Origin of the sequence: Janthinobacterium sp. NKUCC08_JDC (assembly GCF_019345575.1) — a bacterium.
Lineage (GTDB): Bacteria > Pseudomonadota > Gammaproteobacteria > Burkholderiales > Burkholderiaceae_D > Janthinobacterium > Janthinobacterium aestuarii.
Window position 1 is genome coordinate 65,318 of sequence record NZ_JAHKQW010000010.1, and the last position, 14,977, is coordinate 80,294.

Here is a 14,977-nt window from a genome sequence, read left to right on the forward strand (position 1 = left end):
CACATCAACGGTGTCAAAAATTCAGCGTGCGGAGCAAGTTTGCATTCGCAGTCACTGGCGTTTCCAGGGCTGCTGAAAGACCAGGAAGTACCCCGGGCTGCGTGCGGCCGGATACCGCCAGCATACCAATGGGTAAGGGTGGACACCGGTGTTGCGCAGCCTTCGTCTTGTCGTGCCGGGCAAAAATCCTTATCAATAGTTTCATTTACGAAGAGCCGAAATGAATTTAGCAAAAATGAAGGTTGGTACCCGCCTGGGCCTGGGTTTCGCCCTGGTACTGGTTCTGCTGGTGGCCGTGACCGTCCTCGGCATCGCGCGCATGGCGCAAATCCAGGAGCGTCTCGATCACGTGATCAATGTCAACAACGTCGTCACCCGCCTCGTGATCGACATGCGTGGCAACGTCAGCGACCGCATCACCTCGCTGCGCATCCTGACCCTGATGACCGACGCGGGCGATATGGAGCCGGAGATGGCGCGTATCAAGACGCAGACGAGCACCTATCAGGAAACGCAGAAGAAGCTCGAAGAGAAATTCGCCGTCGAGTCCACTCCTGAAGAAAAAGCGCTGCTGACCTCGATCAAGGAATACGAAGCGGCCGCCATGCCGGCCATCGCCAAGGCATCCGCATTGTGGATGGCCAACGATGCGGAAGGCGCCACGCGCGTGATGATCAAGGAAATCCGCCCGGTACAGAAAAAATGGATGGAAGCGCTGGAACAGCTGGCCGTGCTGGAAGACAAGCTCAACGAGCAGATGCAATCGGATGCCCGCAAGGCCTTCGACAGCGCGCGCCTGTTCATGATCATTCTCGGCGTACTGGCCGTGGCGATGGGCGTGGCGGCGGCACTGGTGATTACCCGCGGCCTGCTGAAACAGCTGGGCGGTGAACCTGACTACACGGCATCGATTGCCGGCAGCATCGCCAATGGCGACTTGTCGATCGGCATCCACACGCAGCCTTCCGATACGTCCAGCCTGCTGGCGGAAATGAAGGAGATGCGCAACAGCCTGGTGGGCATCGTCGGCCAGGTGCGCGTTGGTACGGAAACCATCGGCACGGCCTCGCGTGAAATTGCCGATGGCAATATCGATCTGTCGTCGCGCACGGAAATGCAAGCCAGCGCGCTGGAAAAAACGGCGTCGGCCATGGAAGAGTTGACCTCGACCGTGAAACAGAATGCGGACAATGCGCGCGAAGCCAACAAGCTGGCCGCCACCGCTTCGGATGTCGCCATCAAGGGCGGTTCCGTGGTGTCGCAAGTGGTTGACACCATGAGCTCGATCAACGAGTCGGCGAAGAAGATTGTCGACATCATCGGCGTGATCGATGGCATCGCCTTCCAGACCAATATCCTGGCGCTGAATGCTGCCGTGGAAGCGGCACGTGCCGGCGAGCAAGGCCGCGGTTTTGCCGTGGTGGCGTCGGAAGTGCGCAACCTGGCCCAGCGTTCCGCTGGCGCCGCGAAAGAAATCAAGATCCTCATCGACGATTCGGCCGAGAAGACGGAACGCGGTACGCGTCTGGTCGGCCAGGCCGGCGTGACGATGGGTGAAGTGGTCGACAGCGTACGTCGCGTGACCGACATCATGAGCGAGATCGCCAGTGCCAGCCAGGAACAAAGCGCTGGCATCGAACAGGTCAATCTGTCGATCATCGAGATGGATGGCATGACGCAGCAAAATGCGGCCCTGGTGGAGCAGGCCGCCGCCGCGGCGCAAAGCTTGCAGGACCAGGCGGCCGAACTGGCCCACGTGGTCAGCATCTTCAAACTGGTCGAAGGCGAAGAGAAACCGGCGGCGTATGTGCCGGCACCGGTAGCGGTCGCTGCGGCACCGGTGGCCGTGCGCAAGCCGGCACCGGCATTGCGCCCGGTGAAGTCGCTGACGCGCAAGACGGAAGCGGCCGCTCCCGTGGCTCCAGCGCCACGCAAGGCGGCAGGCGCGGGCAGCAATGACGAGTGGGAAGAGTTTTAAGCGCGGCCAACAGCGCACAGGAAATGGTAACTACCGTATTTGATAATAATCATGGGGAAGCACATGTTTGAGAATAAGCGTTTGATGAGTGTTGCAGCAGCCTTGCTGGTGTCCGTTTCTTCCGCCGCCTTCGCGGCCGAGGTGCCGGCGTCGTTCGATGCCAAGAACTGCAAGGCCGACTATCCGAAAGCCTCGCTGATGAACGAAGAGCAGGGCACCGTGTCGATGTCCTTCCTGGTCAATGCCGATGGTAGCGTTGCCGATTCGAAAGTCGAGAAGAGCAGCGGCTTCAAGAACCTGGACAAGGCCGCCATCAAGGCCCTGTCCGCATGCAAGTTCAAGCCGGGCACCAAGGATGGCGCCGCAGCGCAAACCTGGACCAAGGTCGATTACGCCTGGAAGCTGGACTGATCCGCGTATCGCCGGGAGCCAGGCTCCCGGCATGGCCGTATCCGCTACGGGCGGCGCCTGCAAGGGTGCCGCCCGTACTGTTATGTGCGTCAGCCAACGGCACTGTTGCCGCCGATTCTGTTACCCTCGAAACATATCTTCGGGATCTCCCACCACAAGAGGCCTATCATGCAGCGCATCCTGACACTTTCCTCCCTGGCCGCCGCCGGTTTGCTGCTTTCCGCCTGCGCATCGCTGGGCACGCCCGTGGGCTTGCAGGCGGGGCAGACCGTGGCCGTCGTCAATAGCCTGAGCTGGGACAATCCCCTGACGGGCAAGCGCGACGGCGTGCGCACAAGCTGGCCCATCAAGAATGGAAAGATTGCCCCTGAGTATTTCCCGCTGGCGCAGCTGAAGCAATGCGAGGCCGGCGGCAAGCCTTGCGCCTGGGGCGTGATGCGGGCGCAGCGCGGCGCGCCCACGCTCAGCTATGCGGATGGCGGCGTGGACCTGGCCGTAAGCGTATTGATCGACGTGGCGCGACGCCAGGATGCGCGCCAGGGCGAGACGCAAACGGCGATGGCGATTCCCCAGGATGTGGCCGCGCTGGAAGGCCGGCAACAGGTGCAACCCAGCTGGAAATTGAAGTATGGCAAGATCGAGCAGGTCGAGCTCGATTACGGCGTGCGCTACCAGGTGTGCGTGCAGCGCTACGATGCTGCCGGCAAGGCCATCGATACGTGCGCGATTCCGTTTATTTGAGGAAACATGCGGTGTAGGCCGCTTGTGGCGCGATTGCCACATTTCATGTTGCGGCGTGCGTCGGGGTGTAACAATCGGTAAAAGCGCAGCAAAGCACCACGTAATTTCTTATAGTACTTAATTAAGTAGTACACATTAGGAGAATTGCGATGAAAACCCTGTTGGCAGTAATTTCGCTGGCCGCCCTGGGTGGCTGTGCCGTGGCGCCCCCCGGTCCCGCGTATTACGGTTCGCGCGCGCCGCAGGGGGCTTACAATCCCTATGAATGGCATACGGTCTCGTCCGAGCCGGTGCAGTCGGGCCGCGTGATGAGCGCACCGCGCGTGGAATATACGAATGAGCCCGTGTATGTGCAGCAACAGCCTGTCTACGTTCAGCAGCCCGTGTATGTGCCGGCGCCCGTGTACGCACCGCAACCGTATTATTACAATCCGCCCGTGACAATTGGGCTGGACTTCATGTTTGGCTTTGGGCGCTACGGTGGACACCGCGGCGGCTGGGGCGGGCATGGCCGCTACCACGGCCGCCGCTAGTCTATTGCGGTCGTAGGCAGGACAAAGCCGGACAAGCATTGCTTGCCCGGCTTTTTCATTTTATTAGTGGAAATACACGGCCGTCTGGTGCAGCACGTCCGCCGAGCACAGGATGTACATCGCCGCCGCTGCCAGACCTATTTGCAAGGCGCCAAAGCTGATCGGGATGAGGCGGGACATGTCGTACTCCTGAGTGGAATGAGGTGTGTTGTCAGGCTTTCATCATAGGATGAGTTGATGCCTTTGGGCATCGGATGAATGTCCGCCACGATGTAGGACAACACCTCGCGCCTGGCGCCCCGCCTCGCTTTCCGGGCGTCTAGCGGTTTTTCCAGCGCAGGACCGGCTCTTCCGGCGCCGTGTCCGGCACGTTCGAAATCGTCAGCCAGTGCGTCAGGCGTTCCGGGTGCTTGAGATTGATGCCCATGCCATCGATGATGCCCACCTGTTCCAGCATGCGCGCATCGATTTTCGCCTTCGACACCGTGGGCGCGCCCATGACCATGCGGTCATATGCCTTGCGCGCCTTGTGTTCCCACTTGTGCAGATTGCTTTCGTCGAAGCGGTTCGCTTCGAAATACACGGTCAGGGTGCCATCGAGGTTGCCGAAGCCGACAATGCCCGCGCCCTTGCGGATGGTGGTGTTGTTGCTGATGTCGAATTCCGCCGTGGGCACGAAAATGCCGGCGCGGCCATCGATGTCGGGACGTCCCACGGGCGTTTCCTTGCCGTAGGAACTCGTTTCGGTAATGGTTTTTTCTGCAGACATGGTGCGTGTGTGGTGGCCGTGCCGGGAGCTCGATCGGGCCCGGCGGTGCCAGCCTTCCTGTTCAATAAATGCGTGCTGATGATCAGGGCGGGGTAGGGGCCCTGGCGGAGCGATGCTTGGCATTGCTTGATACCCCGCTATTGTAGCGCTAGTTTAATTCTTTTTGGCAACATTAATTGATGTAATGCACCTGTTTTTTTATGAAAAATGCCGCCGAGCCATGTGGCCGGGCGGCAGTTGTACGTCCGCTACGCTGCGACGGGCTCAGCTGCGCACGGGCATCAGAACGCCAGGCGGCCCTGCAGGTAAACCATGCGCGGCGCGCCCACCAGCTTGCCCAGGTTGCCGTCCGACGTGCGCGTGAAGTAGCGCTTGTCGGCGAGGTTGTTGACACCGGCAACCAGTTCCAGGCCACTCTGGCCCGGTACTTTCCATTTCACTTGCGTGTTCCAGGTACGGAAGCCGGGAATCACGCCCAGGCTGCCTGCCGCATTTTCCGCCACGGTGTTGGCTTCGTCGGCGAACTGGCGGCTCTGGTGGCTGCTCGACAGGTCGAAGCCCCAGGCGCCCAGCTGGTAGTGGGCGCCGACGGTATCCGTGGTGCGCGAATAGAAGGGCACGTCGTTGCCCGCGTTCACGCCATCCTGCAAGGTCGCCTTGGTGTAGGTGTAGGTGGCGTAGGCGTTCAAGCCGGCCAGCGGGCCGGACTTGTCGAAGTGGTAGTCGACGGCCGATTCCAGGCCCCGGTGGTGCGTGGCGCCCACGTTGTAGAAGACGACGTTCTCGCCGCTGCCGATGGACTGGATCTGGTTGTCGAACTTGATGTTGAACAAGGTCGCTTCGGCCGACAGCTGGCCGCTCTTCCAGCGCGCGCCCAGCTCGGCCGTTTTCGCCAGTTCCGGCTGCAGCGGGTTCTTGCTTGACTGCGCATTGAGCTGCGTATTTTGCACGGCGCCAAACGAGCTGTTGTAGTTGCCGAACAGGGTCACGTTGTTGTTGAGCAAGTAGGCCACGTTCAGCGAGGGCAGGGCCTTGTTGTTGAGCAGATCGATCTTCTGGTCGGTGGGCAAGTGGTTGAAGCGTTCCGTCTTGATATGTTCGTAGCGCACGCCCGGCGTGATGCGCCACGCGTCGATGGCGATCTTGTCATCGATATACACGGCTTGCGCATCGGTCGAGTTGTCGGCGAAGCGCGTCGGCTTTTGTTGCACGCCGGTGGCGATGACGACGTTGTAGATGCTTTCGTCAGCCCGCTCGGCCAGGTAGCGGTAGCCGACGGTGACGTCCTGCGACACCTTGCCGGTCGTGAAGCGCTGCGTGTAGCGCGGCTCGATGGCCGTCGTCTCATAATTGCGCGGCTGGCGGCCCAGGCCGGTGCGGTTCGCATTGATCAGGGTGCTTTCACGCGAACTCTTGTTGTAATAGGCGCGTACCTCGAATTCCTGCGTGCCGGACAGCGCGTTCAGGTAGCCGATGTCGAAGGCCTTGCGCTCGCCGCTCCAGAAGTCGGTCGGGCGCGTGTTCTGGAATGGGTCGGCCTTGTATTGCGCGGCGGTCAGGCCGCCCGGCGTGCGCGACGTCACGTCGTAGTAGGACAGCTTGGCGTACACCTCGGCCGTGGGGCTCAGGTCGTAGCGGAATTTCAGGGCGAAGTCGTTGACCTTTTCATCGCTGCCCACGCGCCAGTCGCTGCCGCGGATGCCCGAATACAGCACCGCCAGGCCCAGGCCGCTGTCGAGCTGGGTGCCGGCAAAGACGCTCGCTTGCGTGTTGTGGCCCACTTCGCTGTACGAGTTGTAGCGCACGGTGGCGTCGCCCGTGATGCCTGGCGTGGTGGGCACACGGCGCGTCTTGAAGTTGATGATGCCGCCCACGTTTTGCGGGCCGAAGCGCACGGCGCCGCCGCCGCGCACCACGTCGACCGTCTCGACATTGGCCAGGCTGACGGGCGCGAACGACAGTTGCGGCTGGCCATACGGCGCCACCGACATCGGGATGCCGTCCAGCAAGACCGTGCTGCGCGGCGAATAGCGCCCGGCCAGGCCGCGTACGCCGATGTTCAGGGAGATGGCGCTGCCGGCGCTGCCCGAGTTGTCGCTGATCTGCACACCGGGAATGCGGCGCATTACGTCGCTGAGGCTGGTTGCGCCCGAGTTCTCGATGTCGTCCTTTTGCACCACGGTGCGGGCGCCCGCGAAATTCTTCGTGCTGGCGGCCATGCTGGTGCCCAGCAGGTTGCTGCTGACCTGGATCGATTCCAGGATGGGGCCGGCGTTATCGGCCGTATTGGCTTGCTGTGCCTGCGCGGCGATGGGCGCGTTCAGGCAAGCGAGGGCGATGGCCAGCGCGCACGGGCGCAGCGAAAAGGGCAGTGTGGAAAATGTGGCGGCCATGCATGGATCTCCGTAGTGACAATGTTTGCGCGGGCAATCGGGCGGCGCGACAACATCGTGGCGTGGACATCCGGCGCAAGGGGATAAGAATGATAATGATTCTCATTTTATCCGTCAATTGCGAATGTTGCGTAGTGGCTATATGCCTGCCTGTGTGATGGGGAAGTGTTGCTGGCGCGGTACGGTGGGCGGTTTGGATTGCCGCTTGGCACCATTGCTCGGGTGCGGCGGCATTGTGGGCGCTTCTTGTATACTCCCGCTTTTGCAGCCGTCAGACGTGAACGTACAATGAGCCAGACAACTGAAACGACACCAGGCATTTCCTCCGTGGAACGCCGCCAGGGCGACCAGCCGGCAAGTGCTGCGCGCAAATTGAATCTGCTGGTGGTCGACGACAACCAGGAAGTGGGCGAATCGCTGGCCATGCTGCTCGAAGCGCTGGGCCACCACGCCGTGGTGGTGCGCAACTGGCAGATGGCCGTCGAGCAAGTCAAGTTGTGCGTGCCCGATGCCGTCTACCTCGACATCGAAATGCCTGGCATCAGCGGCATCGAAATCGGCCGCCGCCTGCACCACAATCCCGAGACGGCCAACGCCGTGCTGATCGCCGTCACCGGCCACAGCCTGCCCATGTACATGGACGACGCGCTGGCCGTCGGCTTCCGCCACTTCCTCGTCAAACCCGTGCGCCTGGAAGACCTGGCGACGACGGTGCAGTCGGTGCTGGCGGGGTAGTTCGCTGACCTACGGCCGGCTCAACGACCACTGCTGATTGTTCGCATTGGTCAGATTCCACTGGATGATCTGCGCATTTTCCGCCGTGCTCAAGTTGAGTACATCCAGGGTCAGGTTGCTGTAGCGGTTGCTGATCGTCTGGTAGCCGGCAGCAGGGCTGGCGAAGCGCCATTGCTGGCCCAGTCCGCCCCAGTAGCTCCATTGCGCGATATTCGTGCCGGCCGTGGTCGAGTTGTTGTAGTCGTCCAGACCCAGCAAGCTGTTCGCATTGATCAGGCTGTAGTAGCCATCGCCGTGTCCCACCACATACCATTGCTGGTGTTTTGCTCCCGTATACGTTTGCTGCTGCACCAGTGCGCCATTCGCCGTGCCGGCGCCCGCCACGGCCAGCGCTTTGCCGCTCAGGCGCGAGCGCAGCACCGTGGGGCCATCCGAGATGCCGCCGCAGCTGGCGACCGTGAAATTGCGCGTCAGGCTGGGCCAGCCGCTGTCATACGTCATCTTTAAAATATCGAGCTTGGCCGCGCCATTGTCGTTGACGTCGTAGTAGTGGATCGACGTGTAATTGCAGCCATCCTGCTTGAGCACGCCGATATGGCCCGGGCCCTTGTACTTGCCGTCGAGGTTGGGCAGCACCGTGCGCGTGCCGCTGTACGGCCCCGTCACGCTGCTGGCGCGCTGTACTTCCACGTAATACGTGCTGGCGGCGCCCTGGCAGCATTTGCCGCGGTTGGCGAACAGATAGTAATACTCGCCATCACGCGTGATGTAGGGCGCTTCGATATCCTTGCCGCCGCCACCGAGGATGGTGGTGACGTTGCCCGTGGTTTTGCCCGTGGCCTGGTTTATTTCCGTCACGCCGATGCCGCCGAAAAACGAGCCATACGACATGTAGACCTTGCCGTCATAATCGCGGAACAGGGCCGGGTCGATGGCATTGATTTCCGCGCCGCCCCCATACGATTGCACGACGATGCCCAAGTCCGTCCAGCTCGGATTTTTCAGCGAGACGGAACGGGCCACGCCGATGGCCGACACGGACGTGCCGAAGGTGGAGACCGAGTAATACAGATAATAGTAGCCGTTCATGTGGATCACGTCGGGCGCCCAGTACGAGCCGCTGAAATTGGGGATTTTATTGGCGATCCAGGCCGGCGGCGTGCTGAACACGGGCGCGGGGCTGGCCGACCATTTCAGCAGGTCCGTCGAGGTGGAATACCAGATGCCGTCGCCCGTCGTGAAATTGAAATACGTGTCGCCGTCGCGCGTGAGGGTGCCGGGGTCGTGCGCGTTGGGCACGCCCGCCAGGTTGATCGCTTGCGCATGGGCGCAGAACATCAGGCACAGTGCTGCCAGGATTTGCTTCATCGTTGTCTCCGTACTGTTTTTATGGGGCGGTCCAGGCCGCACCCCAGAGTAGGGCGATGGTCAAATTTGCACTAATGAATTTTTTGCAGGAAGCGATACCGGGGCGGGTATCGCTGAAGAAATAAAACGACGCTGAAATAGAAAAAGCCCGGTTCGAAAACCGGGCTCTTCTTTATTCTGTGGGGTGGCTGATGGGGCTCGAACCCACGACAACAGGAATCACAATCCTGGACTCTACCAACTGAGCTACAGCCACCACTGTCTTACTTACCTGTTTAGCTGTTTTGCTGAACAGGTGCCGAATTATACAAAGAACTCGGCAAAGTGGCAAATCTAAATGCAGTCTTTTTTAAAGAATCGAAAGATTGCATGAAAACGCCTGTTTTCCCTCATACGGACAGGTGTTCGACAGGCGGGTGCAAGTCCAGCAAACCGGCGAAGGCTTGCGCCAGGGCTTCGACCTTGGCCGTCGTGTAGCCCTGCAGCTGTGGCGCGTCGTTGCTGGTGCGGCGCAGGCTGGCAGCGTCGAGCAGGCGGGTCAGCTGGCGCGCCACGGCGTCGCCCGTGTCGACCAGGGTGACGGGTTCCGACGTATGCGCGCGTACCGTGCGTTCGATTGCGTCCTGCACGAATGGGTAGTGAGTGCAGCCGAGCACGAGGGTATCGACGCCTTGCGCCAACAGGGGCGCGATATAGCGGTCGAGCATGGCGCTGGTGGCGTCGAGCGGGTCGCTGCCCATCGCGGACTGTTCGATGCGTTCGACCAGGCCGACGCAGGGCTGCAAGATGAACGTGGCGCCGGTCGCGCTGCTCACCTGTTCGCGCAAGGCCAGCAGTTTGTCGCCGCGCAAGGTGCGCTCGGTGGCCAGCACACCGATCTTGCCGTTGCGGCTGATGGCGGCCGCCGGTTTCAGGCCCGGCTCGACGCCGACGATGGGCAGGTCCGGGTAGCGCGCGCGCAGCGCCTTGATGGCGGCGATCGTGGCCGTGTTGCAGGCGACGACCAGTGCTTTCGCGCCTTGCTGCAGCAGATAGCCGGCCACTGCCAGTGAACGGTCGATCACTTGCTGCTCCGTCTTGTCGCCATACGGCGCATGGCCGGAATCGGCAAAGTAAATCAGGTCTTCCTGCGGCAGCTGCGCGCGGATATGGCGCAGCACCGACAGGCCGCCCACGCCAGAGTCAAAAATGCCGATGGGCGCGTCAGGGTGGGCATTGCTTGCAATAGAAGTCATGGGAAACCGGAGTAGATAAAAAAACGCCGCGCTGGATTGCTGCGCGGCGTTAATGGTAGAGCTTGTTTAAGCAACCGTCACGGGAATCTTGCTCACGCTATTGAGTTGCTCGATCTTCGCCTGCCATTCCTTCGGCCCCGTGTTGTGTACCGAGGTGCCTTTCGCATCCACGGCCACCGTGACCGGCATGTCGACGACGTCGAATTCGTAGATCGCTTCCATGCCCATGTCGGCAAAGCCCAGCACCTTGGCGTGCTTGATGGCTTTCGACACCAGGTAGGCGGCGCCACCCACGGCCATCAGATAGGCCGACTGGTGCTTCTGGATCGATTCGATGGCGACAGGGCCCCGTTCGGCCTTGCCGATCATGGCGATCAAGCCGGTTTTTTCCAGCATCATGTCGGTGAACTTGTCCATGCGGGTGGCGGTCGTCGGACCGGCCGGGCCGACGGCTTCGTCGCGTACCGGGTCGACCGGGCCGACGTAGTAGATCACGCGGTTCTTGAAGTCGACCGGCAATTCCTCGCCCTTGGCCAGCATGTCCTGGATGCGTTTATGAGCGGCGTCGCGGCCCGTCAGCATCTTGCCGTTCAACAGCAAGGTCTGGCCCGGCGTCCACGAAGCGACTTCTTCTTTCGTCAGCGTGTTGAGGTCGACGCGCTTGGACTTTTCCGTGTCCGGCGTCCAGTGCACTTCCGGCCACGACGACAGCGATGGCGGTTCCATGTAGGCAGGGCCCGAGCCGTCCAGCACGAAGTGGCCGTGGCGCGTGGCGGCGCAGTTCGGGATCATGGCGACGGGCTTCGACGCGGCGTGCGTCGGGTGCATCATGATTTTCACGTCAAGCACGGTCGTCAGGCCGCCCAGGCCTTGCGCGCCGATGCCCAGCGAGTTGATCTTGTCGCACAGCTCGATACGCAGTTCTTCCAGCTTGTTTTGCGGGCCGCGTTGTTTCAGCTCAAACATGTCGATGTCTTCCATCAACACTTCTTTTGCCATCAGCATGGCTTTTTCGGCCGTGCCGCCGATGCCGATGCCCAGCATGCCTGGCGGACACCAGCCGGCGCCCATGGTGGGCACGGTCTTCATGACCCAGTCGACCAGCGAGTCGGACGGGTTCATCATGATCATCTTCGACTTATTTTCCGAGCCGCCGCCCTTGGCAGCCACTTTCACGTCGACGGTATTGCCTTCGACCAGTTCCATGTGCACGACGGCTGGCGTGTTGTCCTTGGTGTTCTTGCGGTCGAAATGCGGGTCGGCCACGATGGAAGCGCGCAGCTTGTTGTCGTCGAAGTTGTACGCGCGGCGCACGCCTTCGTTGACGGCGTCGGTGACGGTGCCGGAGAAGCCTTCGAAGCGCACGCCCATGCCGATTTTCAGGAAGACGTTGACGATACCCGTGTCCTGGCAAATAGGACGCTTGCCTTCCGCGCACATGCGCGAGTTGGTCAGGATTTGCGCGATCGCATCTTTTGCCGCCGGGCTTTGCTCGGCCGCATAGGCGCGCGCCAAGTGCTCGATGTAATCAGCAGGGTGGTAGTAGCTAATGTACTGCAACGCTGCGGCGACGGATTCGATCAGGTCTTCTTGCTTTATGACAGTCATGGTGTTCTCGCGGTGGATAAGAAGGGTAGGACTCTTTGCTGAAAGCCCATGGCCGCCGCTGGCAGCCATGGGCTTCGGGTTTAGTGCGGTCGTGCCTGGTTCTGCGTCACCGTCATGATGCGGTCGGTGTACGCGATCGCCATGGCGGACAGGATGAAGACCATGTGGATCACCGTTTGCGCGATGACCACATTCGGTTCCTTGGCGTACGCGGTGGCGTTGATGAAGGTCTTCAGCAGGTGGATGGACGAGATGCCGATGATGGCCATCGCCAATTTCGTCTTTAGCACGGAAGCATTTACGTGTGACAACCATTCCGGCTGGTCTGGGTGGTCATCGAGGTGCATGCGCGAAACGAAGGTTTCGTAGCCGCCGATAATGACCATGATCAGCAGGTTCGAAATCATCACCACGTCGATCAGGCCTAATACCACCAGCATGATGGTCGCTTCGTTCAGCTTCACGGGAGGCGGCACGCCAGGCACGGTCACGGCGCTGATGACGTGCTGCAGGGCCGCATCATTGCCGAACACGGCGCCGATCAGGTCGGACAATTCCACCCAGAAATGAAATACATACACGCATTGTGCGAGGATCAGGCCCAGGTACAGTGGCAACTGCAGCCAGCGCGACATGAAGATGAAGGCGGACAGCGGATGCAGCTTGGTATGCTTGGTAGTCGGTGGTAGGTGGTCGATCATGTGGGGTTTCCTGGGGGAGTAAATACCAATTTTTGGCATGCCCGACATTTTACACTTGCTGTTGATTACTGCGCATGGCCTTGCTTCTGATTATTAGGTTTGATGAAACACAAAGTGGTATTGAACCTTCGGTTCACCGCGCATTTTCCCAGCGAAAATACTGTACGGCGTCCCCTTGACTCCTATTGCTGAAGGCGCTTATGGTTAGCCTTGATAGGGGTAAACGCTGCATAAACGCGACATGTAAGGCGTCCGTAAGACATGGGGCCTATCGTGTTAGCAAACAATTACTACACTGGAGACAAGCATGAGCGCTACAGAGAACCAAGGGCAGGGCACACAGCAGCAGGGACCAGAAGAGTCACGCGTATTTGACCCGTCGGCAGCATTTGCCGCACAGGCAACGATTTCCGGCATGGACGCTTACCGCGCCATGGTGGCCGAGGCCGAACGCGACTACGAAGGCTTCTGGGCCAAACTGGCGCGCGAGAACTTGAGCTGGAAAAAGCCGTTCACCCGCACCCTGAACGAAGACAACGCCCCATTCTACAAATGGTTCGAAGACGGCCAGTTGAACGTGTCGTACAACTGCCTGGACCGCAACATCGAAAATGGCCTGGGCGACAAGACGGCCATCATCTTCGAAGCGGACGACGGCACCGTCACCAAAGCAAGCTATAAAGAACTGCACGAAAAAGTCTGCAAGTTCGCCAACGGCCTGAAATCCAAGGGTATCGCCAAGGGCGACCGCGTCATCATCTATATGTCGATGTCCGTCGAAGGCGTGGCCGCCATGCAAGCGTGCGCGCGCATCGGCGCCACCCACTCCGTCGTCTTCGGCGGCTTCTCGGCCAAGTCCTTGCAGGAACGCATCATCGACGCGGGTGCCGTGGCCGTCATCACAGGCGACGAGCAATTGCGCGGCGGCAAAAAGCTGCCATTGAAATCCATCGTCGATGAAGCACTGGCGCTGGGCGGCTGCGACTGCGTCAAAAACGTCATTGTGTATAAGCGCACCGGCAGCGACCTGCCGATGGTAGCCGGCCGCGACACGTGGCTGCACGAGCTGGTCGAAGGCCAGAGCGCGCAATGCGAACCGGAATGGGTCGATGCCGAGCATCCACTGTTTATTCTCTACACCTCCGGTTCGACGGGCACGCCGAAGGGCGTGCAGCACTCGAGCGGCGGCTACCTGCTGTGGGCCGCGCTGACGATGAAGTGGAGCTTCGACATCAAGCCGGACGACGTGTTCTGGTGCACGGCTGACATCGGCTGGGTGACGGGCCACAGCTACATCGCGTATGGCCCGATGGCCGTGGGCGCCACGCAAGTGGTGTTCGAAGGCATCCCGACCTACCCGAACGCGGGCCGTTTCTGGGAAACCATCAAGAAGCACAACGTCAGCATTTTCTACACAGCCCCCACGGCTATCCGTTCGCTGATCAAGGCGGCTGACGTGGACCCGAAAGTCCACCCAAGCAACTACGACCTGACGAGCTTGCGCCTGCTGGGCACGGTCGGCGAGCCGATCAATCCGGAAGCGTGGATGTGGTACTACAAAAACATTGGCGGCGAGAAATGCCCGATCGTCGATACTTTCTGGCAAACGGAAACGGGCGGCCACATGATCACCCCGCTGCCGGGCGCCACGCCAATGGTGCCCGGTTCCTGCACCCTGCCATTGCCAGGCATCATGGCCGCCATCGTCGACGAAGCGGGCCAGGACGTGCCGAACGGCCAGGGCGGTATCCTGGTGGTGAAGCGCCCATGGCCATCAATGATCCGCACGATCTGGAACAACCCCGAGCGTTTCAAGTCCAGCTATTTCCCGGAAGAACTGGGCGGCAAGATGTACCTGGCAGGCGACGGCGCCATCCGCAACAAGGACACCGGCTACTTCACGATCACGGGCCGCATCGATGACGTCCTGAACGTGTCGGGCCACCGCATGGGCACGATGGAAATCGAATCGGCCCTGGTCGCCAACCCGCTGGTGGCCGAGGCCGCCGTGGTGGGCCGTCCGGACGACACGACAGGCGAATCGATCTGCGCCTTCGTGGTGCTCAAGCAAGCGCGTCCGACAGGCGAGGAAGCGAAGAAACTGGCCCTGGAGCTGCGCAATTGGGTCGGCAAGGAAATCGGCCCGATCGCCAAACCGAAGGAAATCCGTTTCGGCGACAACCTGCCCAAAACCCGCTCCGGCAAAATCATGCGCCGCCTGCTGCGCGTGCTGGCCAAGGGCGAGACGATTACGCAGGATGTGTCGACCCTGGAGAATCCGGCGATTCTGGATCAGTTGAAGGAAGCGTCCTGATGTTGCCTGGGTAGCCAAAATCCAAACCAATATCCGGGGTCGGACCCTGAGGGTCTGACCCCAGCCATTGCCGGGTTACTGTAAAGAAGCGCAACTTTTACCCCACGGTAAATAACTTTGGCAGTCCGTAGATTCTTTGCTATAATCTGCGGCTTCGCGACAAGCGAGAAATAGTACGCAATGTAAGTAAG

General features: G+C 60.7%; 12 protein-coding genes and 1 tRNA gene. 6 read left to right on the forward strand and 7 right to left on the reverse strand.

Features of this window, described 5'->3' with window-relative positions; all coding sequences use genetic code 11:
- Positions 1-235 precede the first annotated feature (235 nt).
- The 4 genes from KO538_RS20655 to KO538_RS20670 all read left to right on the forward strand — a co-directional run bounded on the left by KO538_RS20655 (position 236) and on the right by KO538_RS20670 (position 3,663).
- The gene (locus KO538_RS20655) at positions 236-1,978 is read left to right on the forward strand and encodes a methyl-accepting chemotaxis protein (RefSeq protein WP_219329575.1); all 1,743 of its coding nucleotides are present in this window, start codon (positions 236-238) and stop codon (positions 1,976-1,978) included.
- 63 nt (positions 1,979-2,041) lie between these two features.
- Positions 2,042-2,389 (forward strand): energy transducer TonB, encoded by a 348-nt coding sequence (locus KO538_RS20660; protein ID WP_034760455.1) that lies wholly within the window; start codon positions 2,042-2,044, stop codon positions 2,387-2,389.
- Between the two features lie 168 nt (positions 2,390-2,557).
- The gene (locus KO538_RS20665) at positions 2,558-3,130 is read left to right on the forward strand and encodes a hypothetical protein (protein WP_219329503.1); all 573 of its coding nucleotides are present in this window, start codon (positions 2,558-2,560) and stop codon (positions 3,128-3,130) included.
- 149 nt (positions 3,131-3,279) lie between these two features.
- The gene (locus tag KO538_RS20670; protein WP_034782540.1) at positions 3,280-3,663 is read left to right on the forward strand and encodes a hypothetical protein; all 384 of its coding nucleotides are present in this window, start codon (positions 3,280-3,282) and stop codon (positions 3,661-3,663) included.
- Between the two features lie 319 nt (positions 3,664-3,982).
- Here KO538_RS20670 and KO538_RS20675 read toward each other — a convergent pair whose 3' ends face one another.
- Positions 3,983-4,432, reverse strand: a complete 450-nt coding sequence (locus KO538_RS20675; protein ID WP_128140430.1) for a hypothetical protein — start codon at positions 4,430-4,432, stop codon at positions 3,983-3,985.
- Between the two features lie 281 nt (positions 4,433-4,713).
- Positions 4,714-6,825 carry a TonB-dependent siderophore receptor gene (locus KO538_RS20680; protein ID WP_219329504.1) on the reverse strand — a complete coding sequence of 704 codons (2,112 nt, stop codon included), beginning with the start codon at positions 6,823-6,825 and terminating at the stop codon, positions 4,714-4,716.
- A gap of 288 nt (positions 6,826-7,113) precedes the next feature.
- Between KO538_RS20680 and KO538_RS20685 the strand changes: the two genes are divergently transcribed.
- Positions 7,114-7,560, forward strand: a complete 447-nt coding sequence (locus KO538_RS20685; RefSeq protein ID WP_081368151.1) for a response regulator — start codon at positions 7,114-7,116, stop codon at positions 7,558-7,560.
- A gap of 9 nt (positions 7,561-7,569) precedes the next feature.
- Here the strand turns inward: KO538_RS20685 and KO538_RS20690 are convergent, their stop codons facing one another.
- The 5 genes from KO538_RS20690 to KO538_RS20710 form a co-directional block, all read right to left on the reverse strand.
- The gene (locus tag KO538_RS20690) at positions 7,570-8,928 is read right to left on the reverse strand and encodes a family 43 glycosylhydrolase (RefSeq protein ID WP_219329505.1); all 1,359 of its coding nucleotides are present in this window, start codon (positions 8,926-8,928) and stop codon (positions 7,570-7,572) included.
- 180 nt (positions 8,929-9,108) lie between these two features.
- A tRNA-His gene (locus KO538_RS20695) sits at positions 9,109-9,184 on the reverse strand.
- 133 nt (positions 9,185-9,317) lie between these two features.
- Complete coding sequence (gene murI / locus KO538_RS20700; protein WP_219329506.1) at positions 9,318-10,163, reverse strand: glutamate racemase; 846 nt, start codon at positions 10,161-10,163, stop codon at positions 9,318-9,320.
- Between the two features lie 66 nt (positions 10,164-10,229).
- Complete coding sequence (locus KO538_RS20705) at positions 10,230-11,771, reverse strand: fumarate hydratase (RefSeq protein ID WP_034784516.1); 1,542 nt, start codon at positions 11,769-11,771, stop codon at positions 10,230-10,232.
- Positions 11,772-11,851: 80 nt separating this feature from the next.
- The gene (locus KO538_RS20710) at positions 11,852-12,472 is read right to left on the reverse strand and encodes a YqhA family protein (protein ID WP_034760097.1); all 621 of its coding nucleotides are present in this window, start codon (positions 12,470-12,472) and stop codon (positions 11,852-11,854) included.
- 307 nt (positions 12,473-12,779) lie between these two features.
- Here KO538_RS20710 and acs point away from each other — a divergent pair, with 307 nt between their 5' ends.
- On the forward strand, positions 12,780-14,786 hold the full coding sequence (gene acs / locus KO538_RS20715; RefSeq protein ID WP_219329507.1) for an acetate--CoA ligase: 2,007 nt from the start codon (positions 12,780-12,782) through the stop codon (positions 14,784-14,786).
- The last annotated feature ends 191 nt before the right edge of the window (positions 14,787-14,977 follow it).

What these genes read in the sequence shown, in the direction of transcription:
- acs (WP_219329507.1), top strand. Translation starts at nt 12,780, where the DNA reads ATGAGCGCTACAGAGAACCAAGGGCAGGGCACACAGCAGCAGGGACCA.
- KO538_RS20690 (WP_219329505.1), bottom strand. Translation starts at nt 8,928, where the DNA reads ATGAAGCAAATCCTGGCAGCACTGTGCCTGATGTTCTGCGCCCATGCG.
- KO538_RS20705 (WP_034784516.1), bottom strand. Translation starts at nt 11,771, where the DNA reads ATGACTGTCATAAAGCAAGAAGACCTGATCGAATCCGTCGCCGCAGCG.
- KO538_RS20675 (WP_128140430.1), bottom strand. Translation starts at nt 4,432, where the DNA reads ATGTCTGCAGAAAAAACCATTACCGAAACGAGTTCCTACGGCAAGGAA.
- KO538_RS20665 (WP_219329503.1), top strand. Translation starts at nt 2,558, where the DNA reads ATGCAGCGCATCCTGACACTTTCCTCCCTGGCCGCCGCCGGTTTGCTG.
- KO538_RS20655 (WP_219329575.1), top strand. Translation starts at nt 236, where the DNA reads ATGAAGGTTGGTACCCGCCTGGGCCTGGGTTTCGCCCTGGTACTGGTT.
- murI (WP_219329506.1), bottom strand. Translation starts at nt 10,163, where the DNA reads ATGACTTCTATTGCAAGCAATGCCCACCCTGACGCGCCCATCGGCATT.
- KO538_RS20680 (WP_219329504.1), bottom strand. Translation starts at nt 6,825, where the DNA reads ATGGCCGCCACATTTTCCACACTGCCCTTTTCGCTGCGCCCGTGCGCG.
- KO538_RS20670 (WP_034782540.1), top strand. Translation starts at nt 3,280, where the DNA reads ATGAAAACCCTGTTGGCAGTAATTTCGCTGGCCGCCCTGGGTGGCTGT.
- KO538_RS20660 (WP_034760455.1), top strand. Translation starts at nt 2,042, where the DNA reads ATGTTTGAGAATAAGCGTTTGATGAGTGTTGCAGCAGCCTTGCTGGTG.
- KO538_RS20710 (WP_034760097.1), bottom strand. Translation starts at nt 12,472, where the DNA reads ATGATCGACCACCTACCACCGACTACCAAGCATACCAAGCTGCATCCG.
- KO538_RS20685 (WP_081368151.1), top strand. Translation starts at nt 7,114, where the DNA reads ATGAGCCAGACAACTGAAACGACACCAGGCATTTCCTCCGTGGAACGC.